Genomic DNA, 19810 nt, shown 5'->3' on the forward strand with positions numbered 1-19810 from the left:
GCCGCGGGTCTCATAACCGCGCAACTTGCTTCCCCCTGGAAAAAACGCCTGGCATCAGGGTATAAGAAACACCTGAATTTTCCCACAAAAAAACCTGAAGACCATAGTGTCCTCAGGTTAAAAGCTCATGCCTTTTCCATACTATTCACTTCAGGCTGAATCGTTTTCGTAAGTATTTCGACATGTTTCAAATTTCCAATGGTATCAAAATCAATCGCCAATAGATCTCCAACTTTTGCAAAGGCAATCAGTCTTTCTTTAAGTACAGACAGCTCATTCTTATCTTCTTGAACCAAAATAGCATAATTTCCTTCAAAACGATCTAATTTGTATTTATTCACAGATGAATGTCTCCTTCTCACTTTTTTGGCCAAAAAATATGAATTAAGACTATTATTACATTTATTACCCTATTTAATATTGTTTAAACGTGTCGAACAAAGGGAGAATCTGCAACTCGTTTTATATCACGAATTCCTTTTCCTTTATTTACTATTCTTCGTTTCAAAGTTCACGTCTGGACATTAAAAAAATCCCGTGCTAAAATTAGACTAACAAACGTTAGTTAGTGAAATGGATGAGGTGATTTTATGACACAGGAAGCTATTATTAATGCAGGACTCAAATGCTTTGCCTCTTATGGTTATTCTCATACTTCTCTCGCAAATATCGCTGATGAAGTCGGCATTAAAAAGCCTTCCCTGTACAATCATTTTAATAGTAAGAACGATATTTTTTTAAGCGTATTAGCCAGTGTAGGCGATCGAGAAATTGATTATTTATCCTCACTGGAAGCGACAGCAGAACAGCAATCAATTGAAAAACGGCTGCACCAGTTATATAAGCGTTATATCCAGCACTTGTCTGAATCGATGGAAGGTCTGTTTTTTAAACGGGTAACCTTCTTTCCTCCGGAGGAATTTGCTCAGGATATAAGACAGATGTTTACTAAGGTAGAAAGTAAAATGAATGAATTGCTTTGCCCCATTATGGAACAGGGAAAGAAAGACAAGGCGTTACGTTCTCTCCCAACCGAAACCTTAACATCCGCCTATTACACTTTAATTGATGGTCTGTTTCTGGAGGAGAACTTTTACGATCGTGATGTATTTGAGAAGCGTCAGCAAGCAAGCTGGGAGATTTTCTGGTTAGGAATTCAATATCCTGCAAGGGAGGAATGACAGATGGTATGGGTACATTTAATCCTGGGGGCCATATTTGAAATTGGCTGGGCAGTAGGTTTGAAGCTTTCGGAAGGGTTTACTCTGCCCCTCCCTTCACTAATCACTGTCATTTGTTTATTGATCAGCTTTTACTTTTTTACAAAAGCACTCAGGCAAATAGAGGTTGGAACTGGGTACGCTGTCTACACAGGCATTGGAGCAGCAGGTACCGCGGTCATCGGCATGATCTTTCTTGGCGACACGATTGGCGCTTTGAAAGTCTTTTTTATTGCCCTTTTAATTATAGGGATTATTGGGTTGAAATTATCAGACGGTCAAACTGTTGAAACAGCTGTTGAATAGGAGGGAAAGTCATGGCATGGGTTTTTTTATTTACTGCAGGATTATGCGAAATGACGGCAATGTACTTTTTAAAGCTTTCGGGAGGCTTCCAGAAGCTAAAGCCTTCCTTCCTGGCGATCCTTTCTTTTAGTTTGAGCTTCTATCTTCTTTCTTTGTCGTTAAAGGATTTATCTATTGGAACGTCTTACAGCATATGGACTGGAATCGGTGCGGTTGGTACAGTTTTCCTGGGAATCTTCATATTTAAGGAAAAAGCCAGCCGCAAAAAAATTTTCTATGTAACATTGATTATCATCGGAGTCGCGGGGTTGAAAATGGTGTCATAAATCCCCCAATTTTTCTTGATATGCATTGAAATTTTTCCAATTAATAAGTAAAATAGTATAGGGAAATTTACGAAATAGATGCATTAAGACTTACTCAAACCTTTTCACATTTCCTGTGCATTTGTCAGGAAGCAGCGATAAGCTTGCCATCTATGAAAGTAAAGAAATATAATGATGGGAGCTGCAAAAATGAGAAAATTATTATTTGCAATTCTTTTATTAATTGTTGTTGGTTTTGGTTACGTAGGTTACACAAACTTAGATGATAGCAGCTTTAATGCTCCATCTTCAGAACAAAACGATGAGTACTAAAAAAATGCCCCAGGCCCTATGGCCTGGGGCATTACTTGTCTAGGGACTATTTAAGCTGCATTAAATTCTTTTCCACATTAGGAGAAACAGCTTTTTCCCCGCCCAGAATCGTAAAAGTATGAATGCCTAAATTCTCAGAAGCAGCGATGATTGAATCATCGATTTTATTTGGAGGCACCAGTAAAAATGTCGCACTTCTCTTTGCTGCCAGCACAGACCCTGTCAAAGCATCTGCAAAGTTCTCACCTGTAGCCATAAAGGCGTGGTGAGATGGATTTAACTTCGTGGCAACCATCGCTGAAGTTTCATAACGGTTACTGCCACCATATCGCTCAGGGTTAGGCAAGTGTGTGACTAACTCATTTGATACCACACCGCTTCCCCCGACTACTATCGTCCGTTTAAAGCTCTTTAAACTTTTCTCTACATCCTCCGATAACTTCTGCGATCTCGTTAATAGAATCGGATATCCTTGTTCAGCAGCATAAGAAGCGGAAGATAATGCGTCAGGAAAATTCAATCCATTTACCACAACTGCCGTATCAGACTTTGAGTGAAGAAAAGCAGATATAAAAGCAGCGGTTTCAAAACGATCTTCTCCAGCAATTCTTTGAATTTCCATTCCCATTCCTTTCAATTGATCCTCAGTATAACCTGATACCGCGTTAGGTCCACCAAGGATAATTGCTTTTTTGGCGTGCAAGCGTTGAAGTTCACTGATAACGGAAGCGGATAGCCGCTTATTTGCCAGTAAAATGGGAGCATCGAATTTGTACGCAAGCGGTACACCTGCCAGGGCATCTGGAAAGTTGTTACCTGTTGCGATGACCACTGTATTTGCTGATTCCCAGCCATTTTTTGAAATTTCTACTGCAGTTTGATAACGTGTATTACCGGCAATACGATGGATTTGGACAGGCAGATGATTTTCTATTTTCATAAAGAACTGTGAGGCAATCGTCTTGTATCCATCCTGATTAGGGTGGACATTCTGCGGATTAGGAAGGTACTCAGAATAATGTCCTTCAAAGGCATCAATAGTAGGAACATACCAGACCCCTGGCTGATTCGCGAGCAATTCTATCGATTGATTAAGACCTAGCAGCAAGCTCTTCAGCGGCTGCTGCTGTTCTGCCGGAAGTGCATAGAATGAATTATAATAACCCATGATGTAGATCTGAACATGAGGATTCGCCTGGCGGATCATCCCTAAGATTTGAGAATAATTCGTTATCGCATTCTTCATCAGTTCCTGAACTTTTAAAGGATCCTGCAAATCCTCAGGGTGTGATTTCAATACATTAAGAAAATCATTGGCCCCTACGGTTATTGTTAGTAAATCTGCCTTTGAAACAGCAAGTTTCACCTTTGGATCATTCTTCAGTTGATCCAGAACATCTCCAGTAGAAGCCCCGGGAATCGCAAATTGTTTCGTAAAGTCATGCTGAACGTTTTCTTCATCTAAATTTGCTGATATGTAATCAGCATAACTCTTTCCAATCGTTCCATCATTCTGGATTCCGAAGGCAAGCGAGTCTCCTAAAGCCACGTAACTCCACTGCTCTGACGCTTGACTTAATGTCGTTGTTTCTGCCATAGCCATGGATGGCAAGGTAAGCATGATAATGAAAGCAGTTACTGCTGCCCATCTACTCATTTTATTCCTTCTATTCCGCTTCACTAGTTTTCCTCCTCTATAAGGTTTGTTCTAAATAAAGAACGTCATGTATATTATTAGACACTTAACTGGGAAATTCCTCTTTTAATCTAAAGCAGTAAGAAATATATTTTGGAGGTTAGCTGTAGATGTCTTCCCTTGTTCTTTCCATTCTCCTCACCTCTGCATGCCTTTAACACATTCTCTGATCCTCACCAACCTTTCATTCTTTCTTCCTCTAAAACACTGACGTGACAACCTTCACTTCTTTACACAGGTTATATAGAGTGATACTTTTCTATAATGTTTTTTAAAATTAAGATGATTCCGTAAAACTTAAAATCATATTTTCAAATATTTTGTCAGTTTTTGTCTAAAATAAATTCATTATAGAGAACATATTGACTCTTTTCGTTTTATGTAGAATAATTAGTAAATAAGGTAAAAGCATGACGATCAATATGCATAAGGGTATTAAAGCCTATGTCTAAATATGGAAATACGTCCTTTAAATAGAACATGGTAAAGAAATCAAGATCCTTTAGAACCTTAATAATGATATTAATTAATTATTAATAAAACGGAGGCGAAAATAGTGAAAAAAATCAAATTTCTATTTGGCAGAATTCGCTGTGCAATGAAAGGCTACCACAAAATCGACGTGGTGACACGCCGCTGTTTACGCTGCGGAAAGTACAGACCTAGTGAATATGAATCCCTATCCAATGATCGCTAATAACTAAACTAATCAAGAGTGGACTATAGGCCTGTCTTCCTTTCCCTCCCTCATAACAAGTGAGGCTGCTGCATAATCATCTAAGTATAGTAAATTTCTTGAGGAGGGTGTGATTCTTTTGAGTTACGAAGAGAAGAGAAATTCTCAGCAAAGTGAAGAGCGTAAAGAAAAGAATAGCGAGGGACTAATCAAGGGTACCGCTAAAGAAGCGAATGACTTTGTTCACAATACGGTCGATGCCTCAGGAAAAATAATTAAGTCCATTACTGGTGAAGGCGGTCTTGTAGGCAAAACCTTGGATTCTTCAGGCAATATTGTAAAGAAGGTATCCGATAAAGGGACAGATGCTGTAGGTAAAACGGTTGATAAATCGGCAAAGGCCTTTAAGCATTTATCGCAAAAAGCTTTTAAGAATAAGAAAGAAGAAAGTAAGAAAGAGTAACTCCTCCAAGAACCCGCTCCTCTCCGAGCGGGTTCTTTACATATTCCATAACTTAATGCCTCAGCAGTCCTCTGTGCTATGAGCCTCCTGCATACTCCCAAACAAATAGCTTTAAAATCAATCTCATCTGCGTAATAATATACAAATAGAAATCCTTTAAGAGGAGTGACAATAATGATTGAGCAAGAAAACCACGTCCTGGTCATTTTTCCGCACCCAGATGATGAAGCATTTGGCGTCTCCGGGACTATTACATCATATATCAAGCAAGGCACCCCGCTTACTTATGCGTGTCTGACTCTCGGTGAGATGGGAAGAAACCTTGGCAAGCCAGCATTTGCAACCAGAGAAACGCTCCCGGAAATCCGGCGCAGCGAACTACAAAAAGCAGCTAAGGCGATGGGCATTCAAGATTTACGTATGCTTGGCCTTCGAGATAAAACGTTGGAGTTTGAAGACGATGAAAAGATGACGCAAATCGTGCGCAATCTTATTCAAGAGCTTCAACCCTCTCTTGTGATTAGTTTCTATCCTGGCTATGCTGTGCATCCTGATCACGAAGCAACTGCCCGAGCCGTAGTACGAGCTCTTGGAGAAATTGAACCCTCTAAGCGTCCGAAACTGCATGCTTTAGCTTTCGCAAATAATACGGATGAAAATCTTGGTGAACCTGATGTTCATAATGACATTCGTGCGGTCCAAGAGGAAAAGTTAAATGCGATGCGGGCTCATATCTCTCAAACTGCCCGAATGCTGGAAATGCTGGATGAGGGTATCAAAGCTAATGATCCTGAAGCAATGAAATGGGTAACTAGTGAAAGGTTCTATACCTACAAATGGGATAAGCACCCTGTCTAAAGTGTGAACTGACCGCTATCATCCGGTCAGTTCACTTTCTTTGAATAGATAAATACAAGAGATGGCCGTATTATAATTCCATAAGCCTTTGTTGGGATTTTAGTAGCTACAGTAAAAGGTTCGCTTTCCGAGTGGTTGGCGCAGACCTTCCTCAAGCAGAGCAGTAAGGTCTAATCTTTTCCGCAATTTCCTCAGGAATCTCACCGTCTCCCTCCGCCATTTGCAAAAAAACGGAACTCGAAATTTTTTTAAGAAAAAGCGAAATTTCAGAGTAGCAAGCAAGTCCCTGGAAGACACATTCTAATATGAAAGAAATAAAGATGTTACTCTTAGGAGGGTCCAGTATTAGAAAGGTTTTGCTTTTTATTTTATGTTTTGTTTTTTTAACCGCTTGTAATAACGGGGATGCAAAATCGGACGTCAAAGGTGTTGAAGAACAGGCTTTAGAGAAAGCTAAAGAACAAGTCTCAGAAGAGTTGGACACGATTGGACCCTTGAATGAGGATAAAGCAATAGAGTCCTTCGGGTATAAAGGAAATGTACCGAATGATAGTGATCTCCCCTTTGATTTAGGGAAGAAAGTTGGATACATTTTCAAGAAAAATATAGATGGCACAGAAGAAAAAACTTTGTTATTAAATTATTACGCCGAGAATATAAATGTTGATGACCAAAAACCAAACAGTGTAAATGGTGAAATGATCAAGTACAATATAACCAATTCAAAGAATTTAATTAAGAAGAAACAATCAGGATCTTTTGGCTCTTATAAAGAAGAAAGCATTGGCCACCAAACCGTTTATACAAGATACGACTCTGAAGTAAGAGAAATTAGTATGATGTGGTGGAATGGAAACAATGAAAAAGTACTTACGTATATCACCCCAGATAGTGATAAAGATAAAGAGTTTTATGAGAAGACTGTAAAAAACTTATATCATACTATCGAAAAAAATAATAGTTGACTATCATTTCAAATTTTTTCTAATAAAATATATCAATAAAAAGACACGAATCCGCTTAAGATTCGTGTTTTTTTATTGATATTACAATCTCAGGTTTTATGAACTCTTTATAAAACTGTTAGAATTAGTATTCCACATGTCTTGCCAAACCTTCCTAATGGCAAAGAGTATTGAAAAGTTCTTATCTCAATCAGTCAGCCCAGACTAAAACAGTTCCTCAACCAACAGTTCTTGATAAAATAGAATTGTTCACCACTTGTCCACACGAATAGCCCACTCGGGTCATAGTGAAGAAAGATGGTCCATGCTATTCTAGAAGAAGTGACCATAATTGAAAGGGGTATTATAATGAAGAAATGGATATTGACCGGATTACTCATTAGTTTGATCAGCCTTCTTGCTGCCTGCGGTTCTCAAGAAGTGAAAGATCAGACCAGTGATGCTGGTGACTCTGCCGTTACAAAACCTGAAGTAGAAGTGAAATTTGAAGAAGAACCTTTACCAGTGAATAAGAAAACCATGATTCAAGCAATAGTAACTCAGGATGGGGAGAATGTTGAGGATGCTGAGAAAGTAGAATTCGAAATTTGGAAGGATTCTGAAGGCCAAGATAACTCCGATATGATCGAAGCAAATAATCAAGGAGATGGAGTTTATTCTATTACCTATACATTTAAATCTGAAGGAAAATATACCCTTTATGCCCATACCACAGCTAATGACGTACACGTGATGCCATTAGTCCATTTCGAGGTAGGACAGGAACATAGTGAATCCGCTGACGAGAATGGCCATGATCATGCAAGTGGCGAGGAATACACGGTTCATTTCGTAAATGATACAGAATTTAAGGCATCAAAGGAATCCACACTAACCGCCCATATTAAACATGGCGAAGAACCGTTTTCTGGTGCGCAGGTTAGGTTTGAAATTAGCTCTTCCCTGATGGAAAAACATAGTTTCGTCGATGCCAAAGAAGGAGAAGCTGGAGAATATCAAGCGAAGTATACTTTCCCTTCTGCCGGTGATTACACCGTTAAAGTTCATTATGAAAAACCCGAGAAGGAAATACATGGACATCAGGAAAGTAACGTGAATGTGAAAAAATAGGAATATAAAAATTACAAAAAAGCCCTTCAAGATCCAAAGATTTTGAAGGGCTTTTCTTTTATTTAAACGTCTGCATTTTGCAATTTTTTCTTTTTAGCTGCTTTTTCACGTTCGTTTTTATTTAGATATTTCTTACGAAGACGTACATTTTCTGGAGTTACTTCACAGTACTCATCGTCATCTAAATATTCGATCGCTTCTTCAAGTGTAAGTGTACGTGTTTTCTTAATCGTACTTGTAGTATCTTTGTTTGCAGAACGAACGTTAGTTAAATGCTTTTCTTTCGTAATGTTTACGGTAAGGTCATTGTCACGGTTGTGTTCTCCGACAATCATGCCTTCATAAACCTCTGTACCTGGTTCAACGAAAATCGTTCCACGGTCCTCAAGGTTCATAATTCCATATGTGGAGGCTTTTCCTTTATCAAGAGAAACTAGCACTCCTTGACGTCGTCCGCCAACTTGACCTTTCGTCAATGGAGCATAGCCATCAAACGTGTGGTTAAGAATACCATAACCGCGGGTTTGAGTCATGAACTCCGTAGAGTATCCGATTAAACCGCGAGATGGAACAAGAAATTCAAGACGAACCTGGCCATTACCATCGTTCACCATATCCTGCATTTCACCTTTACGGTAACCAATCGACTCCATTACTCCGCCTTGATATTCTTCCGGCGTATCGATTTGCACGCGTTCTACTGGTTCACAAGTAACGCCGTCGATTTCTTTTAAGATAACTTTCGGTTTAGAAAGCTGAAGTTCAAAGCCTTCACGACGCATGTTCTCTACAAGAATAGAAAGGTGTAGTTCTCCACGACCGGATACAGTAAAGGCATCCGGGGAATCTGTTGGATCTACACGAAGACTTACATCGGTTTCCAACTGAGTCATTAGACGTTCTTCAATCTGGCGGGAAGTGACGTATTTACCCTCACGGCCGGCAAATGGGCTATTGTTAACTAGGAAAGTCATTTGCAGGGTCGGCTCGTCAATACGAGGGATTTCCATAGCTTCCTGATTGGTTTGAGTACACACCGTTTCTCCAACGTTGATATCTTCTAAACCAGCAAGAGCGATAATATCGCCTGCTTTCGCTTCTTCGATTTCAATACGTTTTAGACCGATGAAACCAAATAGCTTAGAAACTCGGAAATTCTTCACTGAACCGTCTTTCTTCATCAATGATACCTGTTGGCCGACTTTAATTCGACCGTTAAATACGCGTCCAATTCCAATACGTCCAAGATAATCATTGTAATCAAGCAGTGTTACCTGAAACTGCAAAGGATTCTCAGTGGTATCAACAGGAGCAGGGATGTTATTCATGATCAATTTAAAGATCGGATCCATCGTATCCTGCTGATCTTCTGGTTCCTCACCAGATGTACCGTTCAATGCGGAAGCGTAAACAACTGGGAATTCAAGCTGCTCATCATCGGCACCAAGTTCGATAAACAAATCAAGAACTTCGTCCACTACTTCATTCGGACGAGCATTCGGACGGTCAATTTTGTTTAAGACTACTACTGGAGTCAATTTCTCTTCCAGAGCTTTCTTTAACACAAATCTTGTCTGAGGCATACAGCCTTCATAAGCATCAACGACCAACAATACACCGTCAACCATTTTAAGAATACGTTCAACTTCCCCGCCAAAGTCTGCGTGACCTGGCGTATCCAGGATATTGATCCGTGAATCGTTATAATTGATCGCGGTATTCTTCGCTAAGATCGTAATGCCGCGTTCTTTTTCTAAGTCATTAGAGTCCATTGCACGATCATCAACATGTTCGTTCTCACGGAATGTGCCAGAATAATGAAGCATCTGGTCTACAAGTGTTGTTTTTCCGTGGTCCACGTGTGCGATAATCGCGATGTTACGAATGTCATTTCTGTGTTGCATGAAGCACACACCTCTTTCAAATTACAAATTATTCAACCTATCTAGTATAACATAACAATATATTTGTCAACAGGCTTTATCCGCCTATTTACATGATCTTAATGTAAATAAACGCTTACATCGACTTTTTTCTTCCTGCATATACCCGTACAATAAGATAAAAAGGTTTATATGGACAGGAAGTAGGAAGAAAATGTCATACCACCAAATTAAATGGGCAATTTTTATTGCCCCCGCTCTTATCATAGGTATCTGGGAATATGTCAGACACAAATGGTTTCTCCATTATATCTCCATGGACGCAGGAAATTGGCTCTCTCCCCTGATCGTTCTGGCCGTTACATTCATTGTAAATCAGCGGTTGTTTAAACTGCTGGAAAAAAACCAACGAGAGCTTGAGGAAGAGAAAACAAAGCAAGTAATTATGAAGGAACGGCAAGCCATTTCTCGAGAACTTCATGATTCCATTTCTCAATCCCTTTTTCTATTATCGGTCAAAACCCAGACAATCCAAACCACCGAATTAGAAAAACTTGAAAAAATTAATCAAATCCTTGATGATATTCATGCTAATGTACGTGATTCTATCAAGCAGCTCCGTACTCCGGACTTGCCATTATGGACAGATTCGCTTAAGGAGTTAGAGGCATTAATAAGAAAAGAACTTCCCGCCATTGATTTTGATCAAACGTGGGAGCTCGAAGAAAGTGAATTCACTACGGAAGAAAAAATTAACCTTCTCGCCGTTTTACATGAGGGCTGCATGAATATTATTAAACACGCGAAAGATGTATCAGAAGTAAAGATCATCGCTTATTCAAGAAAGAATAAAAAGCATATTAAAGTGCTGGATAATGGTCGGGAATGGAAAGTATCGGGCCGGTATGTGAAGCGATATGGAATTCAAATGATGAAGGAGCGAGCTGAATCGGTCGATTGGAAGTTTGCTCTTTCCCGCAAAGATCAGCATACTCATTTACATTTGGAAGAGAAGGAGTGATCAAGCTTGCCCGTTTATAACCTGTTAATTGCAGATGACCATGCGCATGCACGAGAAGCGATCATCGAAATCCTTCTTCCCTATCCGCATTATCGTGTGGTCGGAGAAGCTGCCAATGGCTTAGAAGCGATTGAACTAGCCGAAAAGCTTGAGCCAGATGTCATCCTAATGGATATCCATATGCCTGAATGCGATGGCCTTGAAGCCACCCGCGCTATTAAATCCAAGCTCCCCCAAAGCAAGATTATTATTTTGACCGTGTCGGAGGATAGCACGCATCTATTTGAAGCTTTGAAAGAAGGAGCTCAAGGATACTTATTGAAAAACACCCGCCCGACAGACTGGAACAGTTATATAGATGCAGTCTTAAAAGATGGCACGTTTTCCAAAGACTTTATCCTTCAAACCTTGAAGAGATTAGTCAATGATGAGCCCTCTTTACAGGAAAAGCCTCCACTCTCCTCGAGGGAAATCGAAGTGATGAGGCTGGCGGCAGCTGGTTTAACTAATAAAGAAATTTCCGCCCACCTTTATATTACAGAGAATACGGTCAAGAACCATTTAAAAAGTGTACTAAAAAAGCTGAGGTTGAAAAATAGAGTAGAACTTACCAGACTCGCCTATGAGAAGAAATGGGTGTAACTATCTATAGAAAGAACAGGTGAAGAACATGAAAACCACACGCAAAGGGGAATGGCTGGAAATCTTAATCCCAGAGAAATGGAACGGCCTTACCGTCGAAAAGATCATGAAGAAAGAATGGGATGTCCCAAGAAAGCTGCTTCACAGATTCAGGTCAACCAGAGGTGTCACTCTTAATAATGAAATTCCCCATTGGAAGACAGATGCCGTGAAAACCAATGACCTATTTCGCATCCGCTTGTTCGAATCCCGTCCTATGGAAGTTACTCCTGCTTATATGGAGATTGATACAGCTTATGAGGATGATCATTTGCTGGTGGTCAATAAACCAGCAGGAATTCATACGCATCCAAATGCTCCGGAAAACACGGAAACTCTAGTCAATGGTGTGGCTTTTTATTTCCAGATGAACGGTATAGAAGCGTCACCCAAATATGTCCATAGGCTGGACCGTGATACTTCTGGGGCCATTTTGTTTGCGAAACATGATTTAGCCATTGCCATGCTTGGTGAGCAGCTAAAAAAACGCACCATAAAACGAACCTATATTGCCTGGGTTGAAGGGAAACTGCCATCAAGAAATGGGAAGATTCAACAACCAATTGGAAAGGACCGCCACCACCCCGTAAGGCGCAGAGTGTCTCCGAATGGTCAAGAGGCGGAAACGAATTATGAAGTGATTGAATATGATCCCGTTCAAAAATCTTCTCTAATTAAACTCGAATTACAAACAGGCAGGACTCATCAAATACGTGTTCACTTAAGCTATCTCGGGCATCCTCTCCTTGGTGATACCCTTTACGGCGGGAAAGAACTTCCGCACCATAAGCAGGCTCTGCATGCAGCTAAACTGTCATTCGTTCATCCGTTTACGGAAGAAAACATTGTTTGCTATGCTGCTCCTGATCCTGCCTCTCAGCTGTTTACTGCTGAAGACGTCTACAAATTATAAGCTGCTGGAGGATTTTTCCTATCAGTAGGTTGTTTATTGGCGGGCAAGACGATGGATATATAGGAATTATAGGAAAGCTGCCCGGAGCACCCTCAAGTGTCTCGGGCTTATTATTTATGAGAAATAAACATGATTGAGACGTTTCTTCCACCCTTATTATCCCTGCCCTCTTCCCTCTCCAATCCGTTTTAAGTTTACGGATCTGCGTACAAGGAAAGATTTCATATGGTGTTCCACGAACAGTTTATCGGCAAGCTTTCCAATCCATCCAAGCGGAGAATAAAATTCGATGATATCAGTCATTCTTGTACCTCCTTTTTCCTCTTCAAATAAATGGACATGGGTCATAGAGTGGAAGGCACCCTTTTCCATCACATCCACAAATAGATGCGGCCGCTCCATTATTTGAACACGAGAGGATAGTTCCTGTCTCACTCCAAAGTGTACGCCTTCAAAGGTGACCCTTTCCCCTTCGTTAATGTGGCCTTCTGTTACTCCTCTGACAGCCCGTTCCTTCGTATGCGGCACAGTCAGCGGATGAACAGAAATATCCCGTGCAAGATCAAAACACTCTTCCACCGCTAAATCAATCCATATTGAAATCTTAATAACTGGCACAATCACTCACTCCTTAGGAAATCTGCAGCTGCTGTTCGGACTACCTGCTGTGTACTCTCTTACACGTTCCCTATCTGCCTTCCTATCATACCTATCTAAATAAGAGACGTCCTTTCATCATGTAATAGAAAAAGCTATTTAAGGAATCTATTTTCCTTCCTTGTCTTTACTTGAGAAAGATTATCAGTATAATAGACAACAGAGATTGAAAATCATTATCAATTAAAATTCAAGGAGGATTCTTACATATGAATCTATCAAAATTAGCACCTATCGTACTTATTCTACCCACTATATTATTTGCTGGTTGCAGCTCCAGCTCATCCGGGGAGGCAGAACAACAGGATGCATCGGATACGAGTACAGACCAAACAGATTCTGTTAATTCAACAACACAGAAAAAATTAGATGAAGCCGTAAAAGCTTACCGTGAATATGGCTTAGCTCAAACAGACACCTTCGTTAATGATACTTCAAAATTCACCGAAGCCATTCAATCTGGAAACATGGAAAAGGCCAAAGAAATCTACCCTTCTGCCCGCATGCCCTACGAAAGAATTGAGCCGATCGCGGAAGCCCTTGGGGAGCTTGATCCAAAGATTGATGCCAGAGAAGGCGACGTACCTAAAGAGGAATGGACAGGATACCACCGTCTTGAGAAAATGCTTTGGGAAGATCAAACGATGGATGGGACTGAGAAGTATGCAGACCAGCTTCTCCAAGATGTGAAATCTTTACGAGCAAAGATTGAACTAGCTGATGTGACTCCCCAGACACTAGTAACAGGAGCGGTGGATCTATTGAATGAAGTTTCTTCTTCCAAAATTACCGGTGAGGAAGAACGCTACTCCCATACTGACTTATACGATTTTGCGGCAAATGTAGACGGAGCCCAAAAAATTGTCGACCTGCTTAACCCTGTCTTAAGACAAAAAGATGAAGAGCTGGCTGCTACCCTGAATAAACGATTTGACGCTGTTTACGAAGCACTGAACCAATATAGACACGGGCAGGATTATGAGAGTTATACCAAACTAACGGACAAAGATACACAGAAATTAAGTAAAGCAATTGATGCCCTAGCAGAACCTCTTTCCAAAATAGGCATTGTACTAGAACAATAACTAACTTTCTTGTGGTGACCGCTCCCTCAGGACATCACAGGGGCAAATCAGCTAGAAAGGATGGAAGCAATGAGTGATGAACAAAGACCTAATGGAAAGAAATTAACACGCAGAGAAATGCTTTATAGAACGGGAGCAGGCGGTCTCGGTTTACTTATAGGAGCAAGTGGAGTGGGGTCCATTGCTGCCATTGGGAAAACTCTCGATAAAGAGCAGGAAGGGCAAATAGAAGACCAGGTCCCTTTCTATGGAAAACATCAAGCCGGCATTGCTACCAAACCTCAAACATATATGTACTTCATTTCTTTAGACCTCACAACGAAGAATATTTCAGAGGTTCGTGATTTATTTAAAGAATGGACGATGGCCTCTGAAAAAATGGCACAAGCGAAACTTCTAGGCGATTACTCAAACAATCCTTATATTCCACCTGAAGATACAGGGGAAGCTGCTGGATTATCTGCATCTAAAATAACCTTCACCTATGGATTTGGTCCAACCTTCTTTGAGAAGGAAGGCAGCGATCGTTTTGGTTTAGCCAACCGAAAACCGAATCAGCTTCGTTCTCTCCCCTCTTTCCCTGGAGATGAGATTGAGAAGGAATGGTCAGGTGGAGATCTTTGTGTGCAAGTATGTGCGAATGATCAGCAAGTTGCCTTTCACGCGGTACGAAACTTACTTAGAATTGGGCGCGGAGTTGTTACTCTTAAATGGATGCAATCAGGTTTTCAGCGAACTAAACAAGCGGAAAAGAAGCCTTCAACTCCAAGAAATCTATTTGGATTTAAAGATGGGACGGTAAATCCAAGTACAGAGGAAGACTTCAATCAAATCGTCTGGTCAAACGGCAGTGAAGCCGCCTGGATGAAAAATGGCAGCTACATGGTCATGCGCCGTATCAGGATGCTGCTGGAAGTATGGGACCGTACCCATTTGAAGGAACAGAACAACACATTTGGCCGCGAAAAAGTATCCGGAGCTCCGCTTGGGCAGCAGAATGAATTTGATGAACCAGATTTTCACAAAAAGAATGAAAAAGGCGAACCCTCGATTCCCGTAGATTCCCATGTAAAACTTGGTCGGGGCGATGGTTCACAAAAGATCTTGCGTAGAGCGTATTCCTATACGAGTGAAATGGATCCAACACGTGCTCAATTAGACGCCGGCCTATTATTCATTTCCTATCAAAAAGATCCATTCAAACAATTTGTTCCTATCCAAAAGCGAATGGCTAAGTCAGATCGGTTAAATGAATACATCCGGCATATTGGTTCTGCCGTATTCGCCTGCCCTGGAGGGTCAGCAAGGGGCGGATATATTGGGGATCAATTATTCTAATCATTAATAGGATTTGAGGTATGAAAGGATGACCATCATGCATGCAAAGAAATTCGGAAAGCTAAGCTTGCTCTTATGTGCTTTCCTCCTCGTATTATTTACCAGAACGGCTGTTACTCACGGAGCTGAAGGGGACAGCAAATCTGCTCTTATGCCGAAGATCGGCGATGCCCTGGTCGAAGTAAGAGCTGAGGATTATTCCTCTCTTAAACAATCACTTTTAGCTTTCCGAGAAGACTGGGAAAACGCAGAAAAGATTCCAGATATGGCAGAAACAGCTGACCAAATCTCCACAGAACTTGATACTGCTCTTCAAATGCTGAAGAATTCTTCTATAGACCAAGACGCATTATACGAACATATTGTGAATCTAGCACGTGCTACTGACCAATATGTCAGCTCTTCTTCAGGAGCAGACGCAAAGGTAGACCAAGTCGCGATCAGCCGTTTAATTCAATACTTAGCAGATATCCAGACCCAAATTAAACAAGGTCATATGGATCAGGCCCGGGCTATGAACCAAACCTTTGTAAATAAATGGACAGCTCTTGAAAAACCTATCCGAGAAACTAACCTTCAAGCCTACGGTTCTATTGAAACAAAAATGAGCATGGTACGAGTCTCATTAAATAAATCACCTCTAGATAAACAACAAGCGATAGGAGCCATCGACAAACTCAAGCAAGACATCCAAAATTATTTAAATGGAAAAATAAGCACAACTAATCCCCCTCCGCAAGAGAATGTTACGGTCCAGAGTTTAATTAAACTTCTTAATCGGACTCAAACGGAAGTTGACGAAAAGGAATATCAATCAGCTGCTGACCAAATCCAGAAGTTCATCCAATCTTGGCCGCTAGTAGAAGGCGAGGTGCTTACTAAGTCTAAGAAAGTCTACACTCAAACTGAGAATTCAATGACCGAAGTCCTTACGATTGTCAGTTCAGATCACCCCGATAAAGACAAGGCTCTTCGCCTTCTTAAAGACATGAAAGCAGACCTTGAACCCTTTGCTAATCAAAGTAATTATTCAGCATGGGATGCCTTTTTCATTCTGTTCCGTGAAGGCATGGAAGCGATTCTTGTGATCGCTACCCTTCTTGCTTACTTGAGAAGAACGGGAAATGAAGACAAGCAGCGCTGGGTTTGGAGCGGGCTAGGTGCAGGAGTCGTTCTAAGCGCCGGTTTAGCTATTTTGCTTACCGTGTTGTTTGCAGGATTTCAAGCTGGAACCAACAGGGAAATGATCGAAGGCTTCACAGGTTTGATAGCTGTTGTTATGATGATCACAGTTGGCGCATGGCTGCACAAGCAATCCAATGTCCTCGCCTGGAATCAATATGTGAATCACCAGCTCCAAAAAGTAATGAAAAAAGGCGGAAAATGGCTGCTTGCCTTAGTCACTTTTATAGCTATCTTCCGGGAAGGGGCAGAAACGATTCTCTTCTATTTAGGGATGGCCCCCTCTATTAAACTTACTCAGTTGTTGCTAGGCATGGGCGGAGCTTTACTCCTACTAATTGTGATTGGTTTCCTATTAATCAAGCTGAGTGTCCGAATCCCTATTCGCCCATTCTTCCTTGCAGCAAGCCTGATGATTTACTATGTAGCCTTTAAATTTACCGGAGTAAGTATTCACGCTCTGCAAATCACAGACATTTTCCCCGTCCACCCGCTTGGATTTATTCCGACCATCGATTTGCTCGGTATTTATCCAACCTTTGAGACTTCAATAACTCAACTTCTGCTTGGCGTGATCATTCTCGCTCAATTTATGAATACCGGCCGAAGAAAGCGGAAATATGCCTCAAGCAAAGCATCATAATAACTGAAAGCCCTCTCTGGATTCAGAGAGGGCTTTCAGTTTGTAAATCATATCTATTTATTAAACATTTAACTTTTAAACTAGTCCCTTTATCCAGAGCAGAATGGAGCTTCACAAGTAATCCATACCATATCATATCCGATTTGGTATGATAGTACTTCATCTTTTCTACTGCCCTATATTTTCGGAAAACTTATTCCTTTATCTGTTCATATAGAGCATCATATCTTTCCGCACAAGTAAGATCCAGTTCTGTAAGTCCCTTCGCATTCCACGAAGTTAACTTCATCGTCACCATTTTATAATCAATGCTGATAAAGGGATGGTGCTGGATATCTTCTGCATACTGTGCCACATAGTTTACAAATTGGACTCCCGTAAGGAAATCCTGGAACCGATAGCGTTTCACAATAAACTTTTCATCTTCAAGCTTCCAGCCATCTAGTTCAGCTACGCGTTCCTGTTTTTCTTCATCTGTTAGTCGCTTCTCCATAAAGACCATCCTTTCCGAATCAGGATTATGATGAATACTGAGAGCTTAGATTCATAAACTCTTCCACATCTTTTAAACCAAGTTCCAGTGCATGTTCCCAGAAATCTGGTTTCCTTAAATCCACGCCCATATGTTTCTCCGCTAATTCCTCCACAGTCATGCGCCCTGTGTCTCTAAGAAGCGCAATGTATTGCTCCTCAAATTCACTGCCTTCCTGCTTAGCTTTCGCATAAATTCCAAGACTGAACAAATACCCAAATGTGTAAGGAAAGTTATAGAACGGAACATCGGTAATGTGAAAATGCAGTTTAGATGACCAGAAAGTTGGGTCATATTCTCCCAGCGTCTCCACATAGGCTTCTTTTTGAGCTTGGACCATTAATTCATTTAATCGCTCTCCGCTCACTACTCCATCTTCTCTCTCTTTATAGAAGCTAGTCTCAAATAGGAAACGAGCGTGAATGTTCATAAAGAAAGCAACACTTCTCTGGACCTTATCTTCAAGGAGTACGAGCTTTTCTTCTTCATTCTTCGCTTTCCCGACTGCGGCATCTGCAACAATCATTTCAGCAAAAGTAGATGCGGTTTCCGCTACATTCATCGCGTAGTCCTGGTTCAAAGCGGGTAGATCATTCATCACGTGCTGATGGTAAGCGTGCCCTAATTCATGGGCAAGCGTTGCTACATTTGATGGCGTACCAGAATAAGTCATGAAAATTCTCGTTTGTTCACTGTCGGGAAAGCTCGTGCAAAAACCTCCCGGCCGCTTTCCGGCACGATCTTCAGCTTCAATCCACCGGTTTTCAAAAGCCATCTCAGCAAAATCTGCCATTTTCGGACTAAACTGACGGAACTGTTCAATGATAAAGGATGCCCCCTCATCAAAACTCATCGTCTGTTCCGTTTCTCCAATGGGCGCTTCTACATCATAAAAGTTCAACTGATCGACGTGTATAAGCTCAGCTTTTCTTTTCAAATATTTCACGTAATGTTGCTTATATTTTTCAATGGTTTCCCACATTGTATTTAACGTCTGCTCACTCATCCGATTGAGTTCAAGGGGTTCTTTCAGGAGCCTATCCCATCCCCTCTGGCTGTACATTTGCAAACGGAACCCGGCGAGATGATTTAAAGTTTCACTGAATAAATCCGCTTCCTCTGACCACGCTGTCTGAAGCTTTTCAAACGTTTCCTTCCGTACGGAACGGTCGGATGAGCTCAGCTTATTTGCTGCTTGGCCAACGGAAAGCTCTTCTCCACCAATAGAAATCGTCATCTTCCCAACAATGGCATCATACATTTGCCCCCAGCCATGGTAGCCATCTACAGCAAAATCATTGATTAAAGACTCTTTCCCATAATCCAATTTATCCATCGCCTGCTGACGTCTTTCATTCAAGACAAAGGACACTTCAGTAAAAGGCTGCTCCTTGAGTAAACCGGTCCAAACGTCTTTCTTAATTTGAACCAGCTTTTGATCAAGCTCGGTCATGATATTGGCAAATCTCGCCCCAATCTCACTTCGTTTGGACATCCAAATAACTGCTTTCTTATCTGCAGAGTTCTGCGCACTAAGACAGCTTACAAAGGCCCCAAATTCTCCTAATTCCTTAGAAACATTTTGAATGCTATCGATAAGTTCCTGAAGAGCGTCAACTTGCTCGCTATGCTGAGGTGGTGTGAATTGACTTACTAGTCTATGTAAGCTTTCCAAGTCTTCCTCTATCTTTTCCACGTAAGACCGTAATTCCTCTGATTCACTTCCTCCTGTGAAAATGGAGTCTAAATCCCAAACTGGATTTAATGGTTTCATGGTGTTACCCCTCTCTTTTAAATGCACTTAAATTGGCCACAAACAGATTTTCTATACCAGTTGTATTATATCAAATTGTTCTCAAAATAAGAAAAATTCAGTCTCCTATCCTCTTCCTTACTTCCCCCTATTCCTTCTTTCATTCCTGTGGGATAATAGAACTTATCAA

General features: G+C 41.0%; 21 protein-coding genes. 15 read left to right on the forward strand and 6 right to left on the reverse strand.

Annotated elements, in window-relative coordinates; genetic code table 11:
* Positions 1 to 125: 125 nt before the first annotated feature.
* Complete coding sequence (locus tag Q7A53_RS18770) at positions 126 to 341, reverse strand: DUF3006 domain-containing protein (RefSeq protein WP_411790738.1); 216 nt, start codon at positions 339 to 341, stop codon at positions 126 to 128.
* Positions 342 to 590: 249 nt separating this feature from the next.
* On the opposite strand from Q7A53_RS18770, the gene Q7A53_RS18775 reads away from it, so the two are divergent.
* From Q7A53_RS18775 to Q7A53_RS18790, 4 genes are all read left to right on the forward strand, one after another.
* A complete protein-coding gene (locus tag Q7A53_RS18775; RefSeq protein WP_411790739.1) occupies positions 591 to 1181 on the forward strand; it encodes a TetR/AcrR family transcriptional regulator in 591 nt (196 codons plus the stop codon).
* 3 nt (positions 1182 to 1184) lie between these two features.
* A complete protein-coding gene (locus tag Q7A53_RS18780) occupies positions 1185 to 1526 on the forward strand; it encodes a DMT family transporter (protein WP_411790740.1) in 342 nt (113 codons plus the stop codon).
* An 11-nt stretch (positions 1527 to 1537) separates the two neighbouring features.
* Positions 1538 to 1852, forward strand: a complete 315-nt coding sequence (locus Q7A53_RS18785) for a DMT family transporter (RefSeq protein ID WP_411790741.1) — start codon at positions 1538 to 1540, stop codon at positions 1850 to 1852.
* 189 nt (positions 1853 to 2041) lie between these two features.
* Positions 2042 to 2164, forward strand: coding sequence for a hypothetical protein (locus tag Q7A53_RS18790; RefSeq protein ID WP_411790742.1), 123 nt, complete (start codon positions 2042 to 2044; stop codon positions 2162 to 2164).
* Between the two features lie 46 nt (positions 2165 to 2210).
* Here the strand turns inward: Q7A53_RS18790 and Q7A53_RS18795 are convergent, their stop codons facing one another.
* A complete protein-coding gene (locus Q7A53_RS18795) occupies positions 2211 to 3845 on the reverse strand; it encodes a cell wall-binding repeat-containing protein (protein WP_411790743.1) in 1635 nt (544 codons plus the stop codon).
* Between the two features lie 571 nt (positions 3846 to 4416).
* Here Q7A53_RS18795 and Q7A53_RS18800 point away from each other — a divergent pair.
* From Q7A53_RS18800 to Q7A53_RS18820, 5 genes are all read left to right on the forward strand, one after another.
* Positions 4417 to 4557, forward strand: a complete 141-nt coding sequence (locus tag Q7A53_RS18800; RefSeq protein ID WP_411790744.1) for a hypothetical protein — start codon at positions 4417 to 4419, stop codon at positions 4555 to 4557.
* Between the two features lie 118 nt (positions 4558 to 4675).
* Positions 4676 to 4999 carry a hypothetical protein gene (locus tag Q7A53_RS18805; protein WP_411790745.1) on the forward strand — a complete coding sequence of 108 codons (324 nt, stop codon included), beginning with the start codon at positions 4676 to 4678 and terminating at the stop codon, positions 4997 to 4999.
* Positions 5000 to 5173: 174 nt separating this feature from the next.
* The gene (gene bshB2, locus Q7A53_RS18810; RefSeq protein WP_411790746.1) at positions 5174 to 5857 is read left to right on the forward strand and encodes a bacillithiol biosynthesis deacetylase BshB2; all 684 of its coding nucleotides are present in this window, start codon (positions 5174 to 5176) and stop codon (positions 5855 to 5857) included.
* Positions 5858 to 6162: 305 nt separating this feature from the next.
* Positions 6163 to 6822, forward strand: a complete 660-nt coding sequence (locus tag Q7A53_RS18815) for a hypothetical protein (RefSeq protein ID WP_411790747.1) — start codon at positions 6163 to 6165, stop codon at positions 6820 to 6822.
* A gap of 348 nt (positions 6823 to 7170) precedes the next feature.
* A complete protein-coding gene (locus Q7A53_RS18820) occupies positions 7171 to 7932 on the forward strand; it encodes a FixH family protein (RefSeq protein WP_411790748.1) in 762 nt (253 codons plus the stop codon).
* Positions 7933 to 7994: 62 nt separating this feature from the next.
* On the opposite strand, the gene typA is transcribed toward Q7A53_RS18820, so the two are convergent.
* Positions 7995 to 9836 carry a translational GTPase TypA gene (gene typA / locus Q7A53_RS18825; RefSeq protein WP_411790749.1) on the reverse strand — a complete coding sequence of 614 codons (1842 nt, stop codon included), beginning with the start codon at positions 9834 to 9836 and terminating at the stop codon, positions 7995 to 7997.
* A gap of 193 nt (positions 9837 to 10029) precedes the next feature.
* Here typA and Q7A53_RS18830 point away from each other — a divergent pair, with 193 nt between their 5' ends.
* From Q7A53_RS18830 to Q7A53_RS18840, 3 genes are read left to right on the forward strand one after another with little or no spacing between them, the layout of a single operon-like run.
* Positions 10030 to 10836, forward strand: coding sequence for a sensor histidine kinase (locus Q7A53_RS18830; RefSeq protein ID WP_411790750.1), 807 nt, complete (start codon positions 10030 to 10032; stop codon positions 10834 to 10836).
* Between the two features lie 6 nt (positions 10837 to 10842).
* Entirely contained in the window at positions 10843 to 11478 is a 636-nt protein-coding gene (locus Q7A53_RS18835; RefSeq protein WP_411790751.1) for a response regulator, read from the forward strand.
* Between the two features lie 28 nt (positions 11479 to 11506).
* Positions 11507 to 12430 carry an RluA family pseudouridine synthase gene (locus tag Q7A53_RS18840; protein ID WP_411790752.1) on the forward strand — a complete coding sequence of 308 codons (924 nt, stop codon included), beginning with the start codon at positions 11507 to 11509 and terminating at the stop codon, positions 12428 to 12430.
* A gap of 156 nt (positions 12431 to 12586) precedes the next feature.
* Here the strand turns inward: Q7A53_RS18840 and Q7A53_RS18845 are convergent, their stop codons facing one another.
* Positions 12587 to 13048 carry an SRPBCC family protein gene (locus Q7A53_RS18845; RefSeq protein ID WP_411790753.1) on the reverse strand — a complete coding sequence of 154 codons (462 nt, stop codon included), beginning with the start codon at positions 13046 to 13048 and terminating at the stop codon, positions 12587 to 12589.
* Positions 13049 to 13296: 248 nt separating this feature from the next.
* Between Q7A53_RS18845 and efeO the strand changes: the two genes are divergently transcribed.
* The 3 genes from efeO (at position 13297) to Q7A53_RS18860 (ending at position 17335) form a co-directional block, all read left to right on the forward strand.
* A complete protein-coding gene (gene efeO / locus Q7A53_RS18850) occupies positions 13297 to 14172 on the forward strand; it encodes an iron uptake system protein EfeO (protein ID WP_411790754.1) in 876 nt (291 codons plus the stop codon).
* Between the two features lie 69 nt (positions 14173 to 14241).
* The gene (efeB, locus tag Q7A53_RS18855; RefSeq protein WP_411790755.1) at positions 14242 to 15510 is read left to right on the forward strand and encodes an iron uptake transporter deferrochelatase/peroxidase subunit; all 1269 of its coding nucleotides are present in this window, start codon (positions 14242 to 14244) and stop codon (positions 15508 to 15510) included.
* Positions 15511 to 15547: 37 nt separating this feature from the next.
* Positions 15548 to 17335: an FTR1 family iron permease gene (locus tag Q7A53_RS18860; RefSeq protein WP_411790756.1), complete on the forward strand. Its 1788-nt coding sequence runs from the start codon at positions 15548 to 15550 to the stop codon at positions 17333 to 17335.
* A gap of 193 nt (positions 17336 to 17528) precedes the next feature.
* Here Q7A53_RS18860 and Q7A53_RS18865 read toward each other — a convergent pair whose 3' ends face one another.
* Positions 17529 to 17828: a 4a-hydroxytetrahydrobiopterin dehydratase gene (locus Q7A53_RS18865; protein ID WP_411790757.1), complete on the reverse strand. Its 300-nt coding sequence runs from the start codon at positions 17826 to 17828 to the stop codon at positions 17529 to 17531.
* Between the two features lie 25 nt (positions 17829 to 17853).
* Positions 17854 to 19641 (reverse strand): M3 family oligoendopeptidase, encoded by a 1788-nt coding sequence (locus tag Q7A53_RS18870; RefSeq protein ID WP_411790758.1) that lies wholly within the window; start codon positions 19639 to 19641, stop codon positions 17854 to 17856.
* Positions 19642 to 19810: the final 169 nt, after the last annotated feature.

Source organism: Halobacillus rhizosphaerae, assembly GCF_046719735.1.
In the GTDB taxonomy this organism is placed as follows: domain Bacteria; phylum Bacillota; class Bacilli; order Bacillales; family Halobacillaceae; genus Halobacillus_B; species Halobacillus_B rhizosphaerae.